The organism is Paenibacillus bovis, assembly GCF_001421015.2.
Classification (GTDB): Bacteria; Bacillota; Bacilli; order Paenibacillales; family Paenibacillaceae; genus Saccharibacillus; species Saccharibacillus bovis.
The window spans coordinates 65,862-81,852 of record NZ_CP021170.1; the positions used below are offsets into that span (position 1 = coordinate 65,862).

Genomic DNA, 15,991 nt, shown 5'->3' on the forward strand with positions numbered 1-15,991 from the left:
CACTATGTAAAACATTGTAACTAATAGTGAGTGGTACGCTACAATTCGAAAAAGGTTACAATCAAACTTGCAAGACTGATATAAGGAGGCCTTATATTGATTATCGGATAATAACTACCAAAATCTCACAAAATTATTATGACATGCATTTTTCAAGTTTACAACACAAATTTAGTGTGATAGTATGGTTTTAACTTGAAAAATGATATGCAAAATTCAAGTTAAGGAGCATCAGATGTATGTATTCTAAAGAAACCGGTTGGGGCGGATCACGAGAAAATAGTGGTCGAAGTAAATTACACAAAGTAAGAAAAAATATTACGCTTTCGCTTTACCAGGAACAATGGGATCAAATTAATCAGATATTAGAAAATAAGAAGAAAAATAGCCCGAAACTAACCGAAACAAATCTCATTACACAATGGACGTTAAATGGAGTAAATGAGGACATAAAAGAGATATAATCTTCTGTGGGCCGGAATGTGTAGAGAGTCACATTCCGGCAATAAAAATTAAGGGGGAAGGAGTATGAATCAGATCGAGCAGCTCGCTGCGCAGATCGAAGCAGCTAGAACAGAACTTAATCAGTTGGTGATAGACAGTACATCGCTTTGTTCTGGGATTATGCTAAAGAAGAGTAAACTGTTAGATGATTTACTAAATCGTTATCAAAGTAAACTGCAGACAATGAAAAAGCCGGTTGCATGAACAACCGACTGAGGCGTGAATTTTCGACGGTCCACGCCTCTCCATTCTAAACGAATAAAGGAGAGAATTGCAATGGATGCAACGCAACTTTATGGGTTTGTTATAGTGCTGGTGATTGTGGGGTATTTTTTCGGAAAATTGATGTATGATAAACCCACTCAAAAGTCGGAACATAATTAAACTAAAAAAAGAGCAGAATTTACATACGGAATGTATGTAAATTCTGCTCAATAAGTTCCACTAATCAAAATTTAATTGTTATTTTAATTCTTCGTATGCTATGATAATCACAACATCACCACATGCTCGTTGAAAAATGAAAAAAGCCTCCATTATAAGCTGCCGAACTCAGAACGCCAATTCTGAGTCTAGCGGTTCAGATTTACCGATGGCACTCGGATAAAATCTAGCTTACAAAAGAGACAATCTTCATTAGAAGCAATTATTTACAGCCAAAATTTTTGGGTTGTTGTAATTACTTATAATTTAGCATACCTCTATCCAGATTTCAAGCTTTTATGCTATAGTTCAATTTGAAAATCTGGTTTTTATAAGCCCTAGATTTGCCGTGTTTTCGGTGAATCTAGGGCTTTTTTCGTATTCAACAACAGAATTTAGTGGTCATGAGTTCAATTTGAAAATGCTAACATTTCAAATTGAAGAAGAGCAGCCTGCTTTCACTCAAAAAAGTGATAGTTCTCTAGGCTTATTTAATTATGCTTAATTTCTTAAAATACTTAATATTTTTCATAAATTTATACGTTTATAAGTCGATTTACTAAGGGCAGTTTAATTTAAACCCTCTAGTAAAGGACTTCTAAACTACTTACTTTAGATTTTTAAACTAAATAATCGGCGCACAAACCTGAAATTTCAAAAAATAAGGGTATGTGGGCTTAGTTTCCTATTGCCTTTTTTAGATAGGAGCTGGTCGCTTCAGCCTATGCCAGGCTGCGTGGTTAAGCATCAAAAGTGCAGGAATAACACGTTAAAAAACTGCGATCGCACTGGACAGAGCCTTACCTCGAAGGTGTGATTATTTCCGGGTTGCTGTGTATCGATCACAGCCATCGATCCTTAACCAGGATCTGTGAAGCCGGCTTCTTCTGCATACCTATTGTCGGGAGATAATTGCACGTGCGGAAGTATGTTGGGCGTGTCCCCAGGCACATAATCCGGTTAAGAGCCAGTCCAACGTAAGGCAAAACGAAGAGCTGGAAGGATGTGACTCCATCCTAAAAAGCAACCGTTCCGAAAAAGTACGTAGTACAGGATCGATGATACATACTGGAAACTGTATGTTAGATCAGACTACGGTTTGAGAAGTAGCTGCGAGGCTGTGGTGGCCTGGTTGGTCATAGGAACCGTAACCAACCAAAGGAGATCCTTTAAAGCAGTTAGCGCGAAAGCGCGTGGCAGATACAATTCCGGGAGCCGACCCCCGATGCGTGGCGGCAGGACCATCTGCAGACCTTATCCCGATCGCTTGTTTTTATTTTTTTGCGATCATCGATCGGGATAAAGGTGAACTGTGTCCACTCGCAAGGCCCATGCCACATCCCAAGTTCAAAAACAACCCTTAAATTTGTGCATTTTCATCATATTGTTCACCGAAAAAAACGTAGGGGCGGGTGTGGGGAGGCTGTTTTTATATATAAGCGAAACGTAGAGAAGCTTTGGCTTGCATAGCAAGGCTTCCTTTTTAGACGGTTGTGGATAGTTTGGGTTTGTAGGATTAGTTATACACAGGTATGTATGATGGAGATAGCGAATATGCCGATATTGCTATTGTGAAATTAAAACTTGATGAAAAATTCATAATAGATAGATAAAGAAGAGTTTAAAGGGTGGAGGGAATCCCCGTGCTGGCTGTAGCTGTGGTCAATGCGTAGCATTGTCCAGGGCTGCAGACAGTCTCGGAACAGCAAAGCTGAAAAAAAGCCCTGGGAGGCTTAAAAGTCATCTCTACCAGGGCTGTCGTCTATTTTATTCTGTTGATTCTGTTCAGCTGGTTTATGTTGTATTTCAGCAGGCTGAATCTCTGCCGGTTTATTAGCTTTTTTAGGCAATACTGCAGCTTCGGTTTCTTGATGATCCGGATGAGAAGCAATCATAGTGACTGAGGACTCTGCAGGTGGTGTACCAGGAGGGTCTATACGAGCCAGCTTGCTCTGTGTGAGCAGTTTCACGCCTTCGTAGCTACTGAGATCCATGTATCCTACATTATCGATAAAAAACTGTGTCATTAGTCCAATAGTGACTTGTTTACTCTTTTGAGCGTTAAAAAAGGTTTTGATTTTTTCTAAAACATCCGGATCAAACTCTTTTTCTGTAACTTTAAAACTAATATTTTTGAAGTCTTTCTTATTACTTGCCATCAACCTTCACCTTCCTGAGTTGTCCCTTTACTGTTCTTTAGATCTTGTTTTAAGACTTCTAGGGACGGCTCAAATTTACTAAAGAAAATTGTGGATGCAAGAACTTCTAGCCCATCACGGTTCATATACGGCGCCAGTTCTTCAGGTACCCAAAGAAGAATTGCTCGGACAGATGTAGCATATTTCATCATCATAGGAAGAAGATCTTTTTTGAATGTAATGCTGCCCCCACCATAAACAGGGAATAGACCAGCATTACCGCCTATTTCTTGATAACGTTCAGTAAATTTGTTGTAAATAAACTCGGATTGTTCATAGTTGGCCGTTTCCATCAGTTCTACTGCAGTCGCGTGATGGGGATGCAATTTATCTAATAAAATATCGTCAAACTGATGACGCGTAACCGTCAAATTGTTGCTCAATTCTTCATTTAAAGCGCGTGCTGCAGATTCTTCAGCATGACCAACGCCTGCCTCAATGCCTTCGCTACGCTCACGATCAGGTTTTAATCCATTCATAACCGGCAGATCCGATGTCCCGTGACCAATATCAGTAGACAGGCTACGCTGACTAACAATGTCCTCGATAGTATAACTCGCTACTTTCTTCTTCCATTCTTTAGTTTTATCATCATCAGAATCTGTTTCTGTATACAGTGCTTTAATAGCAGCCAACATCTCTGACTGATGTTTCTGAATCGCATATATTGCCGGCAACCCTTCCATGGTCACTTTTACATCTGTAAAGGTAATCGACACCAAAACTTTTTGATACCCCACATATACGATTACGGTATGCGCATGACCATCGTTTAAAAAACGATCTTCCAAATGTTTGCAATTGATTGGCTCAGCCTGGGTAGCCGGGATCATGCTGGCTAAAACATCCTCGCATTGAATCGAATCTGGTAGACTACCCATTTCTTTGAAAGCCCGAGTAACTGCATCAGCTGCTACAATTCCGAGTGCTGTAATAATTGTAACATCACTCTCATATTTTTTTCCGTTCTTGATCGGCATTGCAATTGCCGGCGGATGCATTAACGCACGTTGGCCAATATAAAATAATCCTCCTCTATTAATGGCATTTGACGAAATTTCTACGGTTAATTCTTCGAATATTTGGTCGATTCGTGTCGAGATATTGTCGTCAGAAACTTTTGGTATCTGATTGACTCGTTTTATTGCTGTTGGAACATTTGGTAAATTCTGTCCGTTAATTTCGGACTTTGCCTTTACGTTACCCAAATCTAGAACTACTCGATCCTTCATTTTTACAGAATAAGTCAAATGAATCCCTCACTTTATCATTATTTAATAGTGAATCTATAATTAATTATACCACATAAAATAATTATTTTATAATTATAAATTAACTATAATATAATTATTATGGTGTAAATATCATAAAATTGGTTTATAGTTATTTTATAGTGTTTTATACACTATAAAATAATGTATTTAAGATTATAAAAAAACTATTTAATCATTAAAATATAATAATGACTAAATAGCTTTAGGAGGTGATCAGAAATAGTGTTTCTTAATTTTATAAAAAGATAAAATTTAAGGACTTGAGAATCAGTTCATAATAACCAGCGGTTGATTAAAAGTAGGAAAAATTTCAGGGGTTCGTTTAAAAACTAAAACAGGGTTTCACACGAACCTGTTCTATACTGTTACTTGTTTAGGATACAGATATATCCAAGTATGTAATTTGGAAATCATGCAATTTCTTATGCTGGAGCTTGTTGGCGCGAGCACTTCAGTACACTTGGAGTGAAAAATTTAAAAATAAGTGGTGATCAATCTGAATACAAAAGGCCGAACCAAAAAACTTAAAGAGATTGGTGTGACTACATCCCTTACGATACCGAAAGAATTTAAGAATTACATTACAGGTGAAACCGTTCCAGTGAATGAACAACACCTGGAACTTTTGAATTCTTCTACATCAAGAGGAGAACACACTTCCTTACTCATGACGGGGCTACACTTACTTAACCAATTGAATCAAGAAGATGAAACGCCGCTGCCTGTTCGTCTAGAGCTGGCAACGCTTCGAAATGATATTTCGGGAATAAATATACAAATGAAAACACTAGCTGATTTCATTTTGTTCCATGCTACTCGTTCCGATCAGCACTGAACTGATTTCCCTTAGCAAGTATCATTCGATTAATGATGAAATGGATGGATTCTTTTTCTTTTCGATTTAACTTACTATAATCATTCATCATTTTTAATTCATCTTCATCCAGCTTGTGTTGTACCGATATATTTAAAGCAGACAAGAAAGTATCTGTATTAAGATCAAGAGCACTATAGTAGCGTTCAATTACATCCAGACTCGCATTTGAGACTCCACGTTCCACTTTCGAAAGATAGGAGGAACTTACATTAATCTTACTTTCCATTTTTTCTAAGGAGAATTTCTTTTGCTTGCGAAATGCTCGTAAAACCTTACCTACAGCTATCTGAAGTTCCAACTTATATATCCCCCTAGAGTTTGGAGTACCTTTATCTTCTCAAATTATAGATAAAGGTAATACTCTATTTTCATTTATTAGAACTATATTGCTAATGTTTTTTAATAATAAGCTTTATAGTTCAAAAATCGACATTCTTATTGCTATACAACTTTATTAAAGGAGAATAATTATGATGTTCCAACCAGATGAAATTAATAAAATGTCTGCCATTTTACAGTACTGTTCATCCGATCAGCATTCATTAATCAGATCTATGGATCACTTAATTCAAACAGAAGAAAATGATCAGCGCAGCGATGTATTAAATACCTTAAAAAAAGCTCTTCTTTTGTCCTGGGGTGACAATCAGAAAAATAAAGAAATGCTGGCTGCCCTTCCTGTACTTACTAAAATTACTCATCGGAAATCCAGAGAAATAACACCAGGTGCTTCACTTACAAAAAAATGCACTTTTAGCGGTACAGGTCACTATGACTTCTTCTTGATTGAAAATACATTTGATCATAAACGACGTCTTTTTGCTCGTAAGACTGATATGAACAGAAGAATAGTGGCGGAGCGTTTGCAAAGCGTACCGGTATGTTTTGGTGAGTATGCTGCCTATCTTTGTGAATACTCACTTGACAGTGAAAAAGAATACCTAACAGTCATGACAATGCTTGAAAATCAATGGGCTATCTTCACTTGACTTAAAAGGGTTCTAGTTTGATTTATCAAGGATTTAAGATGGTCCCTATTTGATATTTAACTTGAGCAACCAGCTAAACGTATCTTTCTCTTTCCTACATTTATCGGAATGAAAGCGATTTTTAAAAAAGAAGATGAAGCTGGAGTGTTAAGAAGCTTTAGTTCTATGCCGGATATTTATGTATTCAATTGACAGAGAATCGAGAATCTAAAGGAGGCTTTACTATGAACGGCTTGAACAAAAAAGGAATTTTATTATTAACCATTCCCCTTGTTCTTTTCACTTTTTCTATTGCTGGTTGCTATTTGGATTTATATCTTTTAACACACAACTACGCTGATCGACCTTATATGATTTAATTAATTTTTATTCATAAGGAGTTTAATCATGACACTTACTCTTACGGAAAAAGTTACATTAACGAATTTGGAATTGAACAAACTAGCTGCTGAGCAGTTGGATTACATTTTTGAAGTACCAGACAGTTTGGACCGAGTAATCATTATACGAGCAGACGGACAGCCTTCAGAGTTCAATCCTTGTAAGTATGCTGCCCAAACTACGGAGCTCGTTCATAAGGCACTGAGTCAGTGTGAAACTCGCTTTAGAGTGCAGCTGCTTACGCTTGTAAGTGGATATGAGCTGCCTATGGACTACAGGGATCTTATTCATTTTTGTAGACCCCATACTCGAAAAATCACCCTGGCTGCTGTTGTAGCGCTGCAAGAATTCGAAAAATCTAAAAACCAAAAGAAATTAAAGGGGAAAAGCAGCTAATGGGAAAAAGCTTTGTGATTATGGTATCAGTGATGCTCCTTGTTGTTTGTATTTGGGGTTACCATGTCGATCAACAAAAAAAGCAGGATCAGATTGAAAGTACACCTACATTTGAAGTGCAGGGATTAATTGAATCGATTCGTACAATTGCCAAAGACGAAAAATGGGGAGCGTCAACGACCTACTACATCAAAGTGAATGGCCAAGAATATCCGATCAATACCATGCTTTGGGATGATCAAAAAGTAGGTCAAGTCGTTACCTTAACAGGGAATAATTATGGTGTATTATCCGTAGAAAGCTCCACGCCATAATTAATAGAGTATAGACTGATCGGGATTCACTAAGTCATACGTGAAAAATGTATAGTTCGGATAACCATGAATTAAAGATAAGGGGGAACCATCGTGGAAAAACAAAAAATAAGCCATATGTCGATTGTGATCCGGACGTGGAAGTGCTCTTGCTGCAGCCAGTCCTTTTATGAAATGCATCAGTTTGAGATTTCTCAATGTCCCAGCTGCAGTTGTGATCTGACCGTTCAGGCGCCAGAGCAGCTGGACGAGAATGAACAGTATGAGCTTCAAGTAGATCCAACTACCGCAGAGGTATCGATCATCAATACCAAGACAGGGGAGAAAGTGGTAGCTGCTACATGATAACAGATACCAGCTGCAGTATCATAGAACGCTTTATAACAAGATTCTGGATTCAAAAAGAACGACCAGAACCAGGTCAGATGGTGTTTGGTATTCTCGCCGGTCCAGATAATCAAATGTATTACGCCGGAGCCCGGGATATCTACCCCGATGCGGCGTCTTTCGAACGTTTATGTGAAGCTATGGGGGCTCTTACTATACACCCTGCTTTATCCGCCTGGTCCCAGTACGCGGCTACTTCTCATCCTGAAAGGTCACCGCAAATCAAACTTTGCTTCAAACCCACTCGCTACGCTATTCCTGTATGGTGCAGCCCTATCCAGCATAAGCCACAACTATAACGCTATTCCACTCTACTTAACCCGATAAAGGACGATGTATATGGACTCTTATATCAAAGCAAATTACAAAGCGACACATCCGATTTATCAGATTGGGGACACCATTACTGTTCCGGATCTGCCGGAGAAACAGGATCTTATCGGTATTATCGATTACCGAATCGTCCGCGGCCGGATCGTAGTGAGATACAGCAGTCAGGATCACCATCCGGATCGTATCCCGCTGCGCGCTCCTGCAGAAGAAGAGATCATTCACTGGGATCATATTTTTGAAGAAGAGGAGATCCTTCGGGGACTGACTACCGGCGATTTTCAGCAGATTGACAAGAAGTACTACCAGATAAGCCGTATCTGCAGCTTGAATGTCGTAGCCGGTCGATTGAATGTTGCTGCCTGGGCGCTCCCTATTCTGCAGGTACCCGACGTTTCAAAAGAGCTCGTGAGCAGATAAAGCTGATTAGCGCTCTTTTGAAAGAGATGTTTCACATGAAACAAACGATATGCAGTGCCTGTACTTGAAAGCAAAAAAATTAAAAGTAGTAAAAAAAAGGGGAATGACGATGGTATACCACATCCAAAATAATCAAGAGATTCATGCTTTTGTTATCGGAAAAAAATCACAGCCAGGCGCTTTTTACGATAAATTTGATCAGTCGTTTTGTCAGCTAGATATTGAAGAGTCTTGTTTGTTTTTCACGAAAGAAGAGGCAGAGCAAGAGCTTGTATCCTATGGCAGTTTCGCAGAGGAATTAATCCTTATTCCGATCTGCTGTGTCTATGCCGGCAGCGCCTTTATGCATGCTACGTACCAGAACCCGAGCTGCTGGGACGTGATCATGGAAGAATGGTTAACCGGTTTCGATAACAAATACGTTTACGGGTTTTGATAGAAGGAGGATGACACGTTGACAGCAGCAGAGGTTAATGCGAAGTATCAACAAATCTTTGAGGGCCTGTCACCTCAGTTTGAATATCATTATTCTTTTCCTAGCCTTTTATTGGTTTCAATATTCGTTCTGATGCTATTATTTATGGCTTCTTCCGAGAAGATCTTACAAGGAAAAATAGATTTTTCGTTAGAAAAACTGGTGATAGTATTAGGTACTTTTGTGACAGGTTCAGCGATTATCTCAGTTCTGGTCAGCGCTCTTCTCTCTATGAGTACGTATAATAATGCCAAAGAAACTGCAGCAGCCGCGGTTGAGAACCAAATTGAGCAATGGAAAATGAAGACAGCTGAACCTTACTTGGCTTCTTTACCGGCAGAAAAGCATACACTTGTGTATTTGAAAATGGCTCCCGAAGTACAGACGGAAACGACGGGATCATTCATCTCAGGTACCGGGGATATAAAGAGCCATTCTGAACTTCTTACCCCGATGGTGATGTCTTATGAAAAAGACGGCAAACTCATTACCCGTACCGAAAAATTTCCGAGTCAAATGGACTTATCTACAGATGGGTCACCAGTTGTAGAGTATGTAACATTAAGAGAGCCGCTCGGCGTAGTGGATCCGGATCAGCGCGAGAAGAAGCTTTGCTCAGGTGAAATCCTATGCTTGATTCCAGACAAGCAAGCTGAATATATGCCTGGAGACTACAATCATACGATTCACTTGCCTAAAAATTACCGGTTTACGGAGATTAAATAGCTCGCCTACCATGCTCTATGCTCGCGTAAAGGTGATTTGGGGTTAACTAAAGCCCCAATGGTCCCCTAAATAAGCTTAGAAAGCCGCTGAGAGCCCCTATATCATATTTAAAGGTCAGGTTGATAAGTGATGGAAGAGAACAAGATTTCAGACATTTGGTATTGGACCGAAAAAGCAGAAAGAAAGAGCTACTGCAGCCAGATCAAAGCTGGAGAACCAGCCTGGGCCCTTTTTCAAAACCAAATGCCCAATCAGTGGATTGTTGAGGGTCTTGTCGTTCAAGTTCGATGCTGCGGGGACCAAGTCATCTGGAATATGGATGAGTGGATCAACCCCCAGCCAAAGGAGAGCATAACATGAAACGTATGTCGACTAAACGGATAGTGAGTTTGAGTATAGCTGTATCGCTGACTGCCCTATTTTTAATTTTCACGAGTGCAACCTGGTCAGGGGCTGCACCGGAGTACCGGGAAGTAGAAGGGATTATAACAGATATTCAAGACCTTTATACTCTCGAAGAAGGACCGGCGAGTGGGTACTACAAACAGATGCGCATGCTAATGATCGGCAGCGAAGTTTTCTACCTTTCCCTGGCAGGCAAGTCGCCCAGCAGTGATGCATACCGAGTACAAAAGAACCAAGCCGTTACCCTGCAGGTGGACGAGAACCGGATGGTAAAGGCGCTGCTTATTGAATCCTAATGAAATATCAAAAAAGAGGAGGAAAAGCCGTGATATCTACCCGAACCCTTTCCGTCAGCACCCCATCGCACCCAGCCTATTTCGTTGCTAATCACCCGATCATATTTATTGTCGGCTGCTTGATACTCTGCGCAGTTGTGCTATACGAATTAAGCAATATCGCTCCTTTACCCATGCTCTTTTTAATGTTGGTTGCGGATTATTCACTTTTATTGATTATAGGGTGCCTGGTGATTTGTTCATTGGCGCTATATCTATTCCTTTACTTTTGAGAATAAAAGAGAACAAGAAAAAGCATCCATATTTTGAGATCACACAAGAAAGGCGCCTGCCATCAGGGTTTTAGATAATAAAGAACGAAAAATAAGGGGGAGTACCATGGAACAAGTTCATTCATTCTATCCAGAGCTCAATGCTGCATCCACCAGGGAAATCCAGATCAGTATAGAGGATTGGAAACTACGCAAGTATTACTTGGAAAAAATGCTTCAAGGCCAGATCCCGCTGGGCAACACCTTAGAGGGGCTGCAAGCAGAGATACAGCAGATCGATTTACAAATTAGCAAGGCTGAATATGAAAGGCAGCTGCAGCGTACTAAAGGAGCTGTAGAGCATGACTTACAAGCTACTCTTCCTGAAGCACTGGATGATTATGAACAAGTCGTTATCAGCCGGCTGGAGAGTTACCGCACCACGCTCGGACGCCAGGCGAAGATCAAACAACGGCTCGATTTTGTACGTACCCACTTTTCGGATCATACGCTCAGTATGGTTAGGAATTATACAGGAAGTATCCAGGGCAGCGGCGGTTTTCCGTCTTCGCCTGCTGAAAGAGCAGCTTTTGACCATATGCGAACGATGGAAGAGATGGAGTGCACTTATATGGAGTGTGAACGAGAAATTATGGGGATGAGCCGGGCCATTGACCACTTGAATCCAAAAGAGAGACAGCTGTTGCTGGTCGCTTTTGTGGAAGCACGCCCGGCCTGGAAACAAACAGATATTTACCTGCAGCTGAAAATCTCCCGCGTTACGTTTTACCGCCGAAAGAAAAGGGCCCTTTTAAATTTGGCTAAACAGCTGAGAATCATTTCGCATGAGTACTATACCGATAAGGTTCAAGAGTTTGAAAATAAGACCAAAAAGAAATAAAAGTGAAAAATGAAACAAAATGAAACATTTTGATCTACCAGTGAAACACTGCCGATCCACCCATTCGGTACAATTACATTAGCCCATCGAGAAGTCGCCGATCCGGCGGCTTTTTTTATGTATATAACACTCAATAAGGAGGAAGGGATATGATCCCACTGATTTACCTGCACGGCGTCCCTCTGGAAACAGACCGGCTCACCGAAGATGCGCTGCGATTGTTTGCATCGCGTGATTTACCCCATCTTTTTGAACAGATTGAGCTCGCTCAGCCGCACCTCGTGGTGCTAAACGCAGTGAACGCACCTACCGAACTGCCGGCTATTCGTCAGCGGCTGGCAGATTGCTATCCAGATCAAGAAGCAGCAGAACCCATGACGGAGATTGTGGTCCTGGTAGAGCATGAAGAAGCAGAAGCTGCGAGACACTGGACGGAGGCGGGCGCTTCTGAAGTATGGCTTTTGAGTGACTGGCCGGAGCAGCTGCTGGACTATGCGGCTCAGCCGATCCAAGAAGAGGCGCCTGCAGCATCCAAGGTTCACCGTATCGCTGTAGCCAGTGCCCATCCCAATAGTGGCAGTACTCATACATCGCTTTTGCTGGCTATGTATCTGCAGGAAGTGTGTCATGCCCGGGTAGCGATCTGGGAATGCGGTGTTCAAGGCCTGGGGACGTACCGGCATATGCTGTATACCCTGGGCGGTGAGCAGACCTTATCGATGCAGTATAAACTCCATGGTTTGACGATTATCGATTCGGTTGTCGATGATCAAACGATCGAGATCCTGCAGCAAGAATTTGATTACATCATTTACGATATGGGGACTTTGCAGTGTGCGCCTCACGAATATCTGTTTTTCCGGGCGGAAGTGCCTATTTTCCTTTGCGAAGGAGCATCATGGAAACTGCCGAAAGGTATCCAGATTTTAAATAGCTTCGCCAGCAAGCGCCGCATTGAGCGTGTGCAGCTGCTGATTCCTTATGCAAACCAAGAGATCATGAATATGGTCAAACACTTGGAACCGGGGCGGATGTCGTATGCGATGCCGATGCACCGAGAGGTCTTCGAAATCCAGCCAGAAAGCAGCAAAGTCATCGAAGCCCTACTTGCCCCGCTCGGGCCTATTTTGAAGGCTTCCAGCCTGTCGAACAGCTGAGAAAGGGGAGGCGTATATGACTGCTATGCTGCCCGAATTCCGTATAGATCATTCCTATCTGCTGCTGTTTACCAATCATCCTCTACTATGGACCGGTATTGTTATTCTGTTTATGATGATGGTCGCCTTACGGATCTTAATCGCTAAACGAGATCGGCAACGAGAACAGCGGGTCCAAAAAGAAGGAAACCGGGAAAAATTCAAACAAGAATATATCCAAAAGTTTAAAAGTAAACGTCATGGGCAGCCGGATCCGGAAGGAAAAGAACCTTCGGAGCCACTACCTCTACCAGAGAAGTCTCGCTGGGCCGCTTCTTTGGAAAAAGAAGAAACTGCTGCGCTACCACCAGAACCGACTACAACTCAAAAATAAAATACAAGCAAGAGCTTGGGTGAGCATGAGGGAAAACATGGTCACAAGATATCCAAGCGAACCACGAAAGGGGAAAAAACAATGTCTACAGCGATTCGTCAATCCATTGAACTTCCAAATGAATATAAATGGGCTCGTAAAAAGGTCATTGAAGGCCAGCTTGCACGTAAAAATCTACCCTCTATAATCCGAGAACATCTTAGTGAGGAGTTGCAACAGATTGAAGAGGATCTGGCAGCTCACGTACCAGCTTACTCGCAATCAGTACTGCCTGAAGATGCCGATAGTAACCTGCCTGCTTCGCTGGATAAAGTATTTCAAAAAGTTGTGATAGACCGGCTTTATCAGTATAAAAAGATTAAGCAGCGTCAGGAAATACTGAAGCAGCAAATCAACGAGATTGAGCAAAACATGCATGCCGATATGGATGAGATTAAAATGACCGCGAGTTATGGTGAATTCATGGGTGGCAGCGGCCTTCCTTCTTCCCAAGTAGAACGTGCCGTTATGGCACCGCATCTTGCCGTCATTGATTTACGGCGTACAGTTAACAAAAATGCGATCTTAATTGCGCTGATGGAGGTTGCTCTTGGCAGCCTGGATGGCAAACAACGAGACTTTGTAGAAGTTGCTTATCTGTCGGAAGAAGGAGAGATGAAAGAAAGCGCAGTTGCAGCTGAACTTCAAATCTCCCGGGGAACCTACTTTACTCGAAAAAAATCAGCTTTATATAAGCTAGCCGAAGCACTGCACATCATTTAAAAAGAGCTCAAAAAGTAGCTCATCTATAAAAAAAGGGCTAAATTAGACTAAATTTATACTTTTTTTATACTAAATGAGTACTAAAATTGGACACTTTGTCCTCAAAAGTCCGATATAATAATAAATAGCGAAAGATATCAGCCGCCCCTCACCGGGCGGCTTTTTTTATTCTATAACCCACGTCCACGAGGAGGACCCCCACCGATGAACACCGTAAAACCTATGCGTATTTTAACTTTTGGTCTGGAAAGAGAAAATCAAACGTCTGCTATTTTACCCTCTATGACCATGGAGGAAGTAAAGTCCTTGGAGAGTCTCCAAAAAAAGAGTGTATCCCTCAGCATTGCACTTATTGTGCTGGGCGAAAATGAGGCTGAAGAAGCACTATCGATGCTAGTTCCTTACCGAGACCAAATGATGGATACAGAGATCGTTGTGGTATGTAGCAAGGTTACCGCTCAAGTGACCCGGCAATGGACAGCGATCGGAGCGGCAGAGGTGTGGCCGCAATCCTCCTGGATCCAGTCGCTGATCCAATATGGCGGCGGGGGCGACGTTCAAATGATTCCGCAAGTGCCGATTGATTCTGGTGAAACCAAAGTGATTGCGGTATCTACCGTATTTTCTGGCGCAGGCAGCACGTATCTGTCCTTGATGCTCGCCACCTATCTAAAGAAAAAATATAAAGCTAGAGTAGCGATCTGGGAGGGCGGAGTAGAAGGCCGAGAATCCCTGCGTACGCTGCAGTTTATTTTAAATGGCCGAACGCCTATGGCTGATCAGCTCGACCGCTTGTACTACAACATCGCTGGGATTTCCTTTTTTGATAGTACAGTGGACGACCAGACCCTGGAAGCGGTCCAGCAGGAATTTGATTACATCATCTATGATATGGGCGAGCTACTACAAACCGAGAATGAATTGTTATTTTTCCGCGCGCATGTTCCGATTCTGATCGGATCAGGTGCCCAATATCGTCTGCCCGATCCCGCACGTGTAATTAATAAATTTCAGCATCGCCGTAATGAACGTGTTCAAGTCGTAATTCCATTTGGCAGCAAGTCTACAATCAGTGAGCTTCAGCAAATCATGCCGGGACGTCTGATTCATGCGCTGCCGATCCATTATGACCCGCTGGAGGTGGAAGCGGAGTCCAGCGATGTCCTGGCGGCTTTACTGAGCTCCGTACTATCCAAACCCAAAAAACGTACAGCCAAATTGTTTAATTTCGGTAAATAAAAAGAGCCCGCACGTTACCGAATCCCAGCAGTCTCCATCGGAGGCTGCTTTTTTTATGCCTGGAAAGGAGGTGATACGATGAACAAAAAAGGTCATATGGCGCTCGGGGCACTTGCCGGTTCGCTGGTAGCGATTGCCCCTTTACCCTATCCAAGCGGACTTTTGGGGCTGTTAGCGCGCGCAGCTGTCGTCGGTGTAACGACGGTAGCGGCTTTACTCCCGGATGCAGACCACAAAACAGGCACGGTCAGCAATCATGTTCAGTTTTCAGCTAAAACCAGGCGAAAACTGCGAACCGGTGGAGTGATAGGTCTGGTAGCCGGGCTACTGATCTGGCTGCTTATGGGCGCCTACTGGCCACTGAGCGAGCAATCCTTATGGAAAGGGCTGCAGCATCTACCGGTAGCCGCTTCGCCGCTGGCTTCCTTATCGGGCTTATTGATCATGACAGCCGGATTGTTGTCCATGCTGTTGGCTCACATGCGAACGCTGGTATTCAGCGCAGTCGGTATTTTACTGCTATACGGATTCCATGTGTATGACTGGCACTGGATCACGGCTTTTGCCGGCGTTGCTTTTTTAATCTTACCGATCGTGCAGCACCGGGGAATTATCCATACTCCTGAATTTGCAGCTGCTCTCAGCCTTGGTCTGTGGTCGTTTGCTGGCGGCGAAGTTTGGTGGCTGCAGGCGATAGCGATTGGTCTGATCACAGGCTGGTGGGCGCATCTGGCGGGCGATATTTTTGGCAGTGAAGGTATTCATTCGCTGCTCGCTCCCAAAATAGGCGTGGCGCTGCACTGGTTCAGTAACGGCGGGAAAGCAGAAAATACAATCTCTCGGTTTTGCTGGATGGCCAGCTTCGTTCTTTGGGGCGTTGGATTATTTATCCCTTTACTTCACATGTAATTAC

General features: G+C 42.3%; 21 protein-coding genes. 18 read left to right on the top strand and 3 right to left on the bottom strand.

Going from position 1 to position 15,991, the window contains the following annotated elements; translation table 11 throughout:
* Positions 1-239 precede the first annotated feature (239 nt).
* Together AR543_RS23445 and AR543_RS23450 are read left to right on the top strand one after the other, a co-directional pair.
* Positions 240-464: a hypothetical protein gene (locus AR543_RS23445; RefSeq protein ID WP_087071405.1), complete on the top strand. Its 225-nt coding sequence runs from the start codon at positions 240-242 to the stop codon at positions 462-464.
* A gap of 64 nt (positions 465-528) precedes the next feature.
* Positions 529-708, top strand: coding sequence for an aspartyl-phosphate phosphatase Spo0E family protein (locus AR543_RS23450; RefSeq protein WP_087071406.1), 180 nt, complete (start codon positions 529-531; stop codon positions 706-708).
* Positions 709-2,660: 1,952 nt separating this feature from the next.
* Here AR543_RS23450 and AR543_RS23455 read toward each other — a convergent pair.
* The gene (locus AR543_RS23455; protein WP_087071407.1) at positions 2,661-3,086 is read right to left on the bottom strand and encodes a hypothetical protein; all 426 of its coding nucleotides are present in this window, start codon (positions 3,084-3,086) and stop codon (positions 2,661-2,663) included.
* Positions 3,086-4,357, bottom strand: a complete 1,272-nt coding sequence (locus AR543_RS23460; RefSeq protein WP_158524023.1) for a ParM/StbA family protein — start codon at positions 4,355-4,357, stop codon at positions 3,086-3,088. The genes AR543_RS23455 and AR543_RS23460 overlap by 1 nt, the downstream gene beginning before the upstream one ends.
* Before the next feature lie 529 nt (positions 4,358-4,886).
* On the opposite strand from AR543_RS23460, the gene AR543_RS23465 reads away from it, so the two are divergent.
* The gene (locus AR543_RS23465; RefSeq protein WP_158524024.1) at positions 4,887-5,234 is read left to right on the top strand and encodes a hypothetical protein; all 348 of its coding nucleotides are present in this window, start codon (positions 4,887-4,889) and stop codon (positions 5,232-5,234) included.
* Here the strand turns inward: AR543_RS23465 and AR543_RS23470 are convergent.
* Entirely contained in the window at positions 5,212-5,574 is a 363-nt protein-coding gene (locus tag AR543_RS23470; protein WP_158524025.1) for a helix-turn-helix domain-containing protein, read from the bottom strand. The two genes, AR543_RS23465 and AR543_RS23470, sit on opposite strands and share 23 nt — an antisense overlap.
* Before the next feature lie 172 nt (positions 5,575-5,746).
* Between AR543_RS23470 and AR543_RS23475 the strand changes: the two genes are divergently transcribed.
* From AR543_RS23475 to AR543_RS23550, 15 genes are all read left to right on the top strand, one after another.
* Positions 5,747-6,265 carry a hypothetical protein gene (locus AR543_RS23475; protein ID WP_087071411.1) on the top strand — a complete coding sequence of 173 codons (519 nt, stop codon included), beginning with the start codon at positions 5,747-5,749 and terminating at the stop codon, positions 6,263-6,265.
* Positions 6,266-6,652: 387 nt separating this feature from the next.
* Complete coding sequence (locus tag AR543_RS23480) at positions 6,653-7,042, top strand: hypothetical protein (RefSeq protein ID WP_087071412.1); 390 nt, start codon at positions 6,653-6,655, stop codon at positions 7,040-7,042.
* The gene (locus AR543_RS23485) at positions 7,042-7,356 is read left to right on the top strand and encodes a hypothetical protein (RefSeq protein ID WP_087071413.1); all 315 of its coding nucleotides are present in this window, start codon (positions 7,042-7,044) and stop codon (positions 7,354-7,356) included. Before AR543_RS23480 ends, AR543_RS23485 begins: the two co-directional genes overlap by 1 nt.
* A 93-nt stretch (positions 7,357-7,449) precedes the next feature.
* Entirely contained in the window at positions 7,450-7,701 is a 252-nt protein-coding gene (locus AR543_RS23490) for a hypothetical protein (protein ID WP_087071414.1), read from the top strand.
* A gap of 381 nt (positions 7,702-8,082) precedes the next feature.
* The gene (locus tag AR543_RS23500) at positions 8,083-8,493 is read left to right on the top strand and encodes a hypothetical protein (RefSeq protein ID WP_087071416.1); all 411 of its coding nucleotides are present in this window, start codon (positions 8,083-8,085) and stop codon (positions 8,491-8,493) included.
* Between the two features lie 64 nt (positions 8,494-8,557).
* The gene (locus AR543_RS23505) at positions 8,558-8,929 is read left to right on the top strand and encodes a hypothetical protein (protein ID WP_145953959.1); all 372 of its coding nucleotides are present in this window, start codon (positions 8,558-8,560) and stop codon (positions 8,927-8,929) included.
* Between the two features lie 18 nt (positions 8,930-8,947).
* Complete coding sequence (locus AR543_RS23510) at positions 8,948-9,694, top strand: hypothetical protein (protein ID WP_087071418.1); 747 nt, start codon at positions 8,948-8,950, stop codon at positions 9,692-9,694.
* Between the two features lie 129 nt (positions 9,695-9,823).
* Positions 9,824-10,054 (top strand): hypothetical protein, encoded by a 231-nt coding sequence (locus AR543_RS23515; RefSeq protein ID WP_087071419.1) that lies wholly within the window; start codon positions 9,824-9,826, stop codon positions 10,052-10,054.
* A complete protein-coding gene (locus tag AR543_RS23520) occupies positions 10,051-10,395 on the top strand; it encodes a hypothetical protein (protein ID WP_087071420.1) in 345 nt (114 codons plus the stop codon). Before AR543_RS23515 ends, AR543_RS23520 begins: the two co-directional genes overlap by 4 nt.
* Positions 10,396-10,773: 378 nt before the next feature.
* Positions 10,774-11,547, top strand: a complete 774-nt coding sequence (locus AR543_RS23525) for a DUF1492 domain-containing protein (RefSeq protein ID WP_087071421.1) — start codon at positions 10,774-10,776, stop codon at positions 11,545-11,547.
* A 149-nt stretch (positions 11,548-11,696) separates the two neighbouring features.
* Complete coding sequence (locus tag AR543_RS23530) at positions 11,697-12,704, top strand: hypothetical protein (protein ID WP_087071422.1); 1,008 nt, start codon at positions 11,697-11,699, stop codon at positions 12,702-12,704.
* Positions 12,705-12,720: 16 nt separating this feature from the next.
* Entirely contained in the window at positions 12,721-13,077 is a 357-nt protein-coding gene (locus tag AR543_RS23535) for a hypothetical protein (protein ID WP_087071423.1), read from the top strand.
* 81 nt (positions 13,078-13,158) lie between these two features.
* A complete protein-coding gene (locus AR543_RS23540) occupies positions 13,159-13,839 on the top strand; it encodes a hypothetical protein (protein WP_087071424.1) in 681 nt (226 codons plus the stop codon).
* Between the two features lie 204 nt (positions 13,840-14,043).
* Positions 14,044-15,078 carry a CpaE/TadZ family protein gene (locus AR543_RS23545; protein WP_087071425.1) on the top strand — a complete coding sequence of 345 codons (1,035 nt, stop codon included), beginning with the start codon at positions 14,044-14,046 and terminating at the stop codon, positions 15,076-15,078.
* 78 nt (positions 15,079-15,156) lie between these two features.
* Positions 15,157-15,987 carry a metal-dependent hydrolase gene (locus AR543_RS23550; RefSeq protein WP_087071426.1) on the top strand — a complete coding sequence of 277 codons (831 nt, stop codon included), beginning with the start codon at positions 15,157-15,159 and terminating at the stop codon, positions 15,985-15,987.
* Positions 15,988-15,991 lie beyond the last annotated feature (4 nt).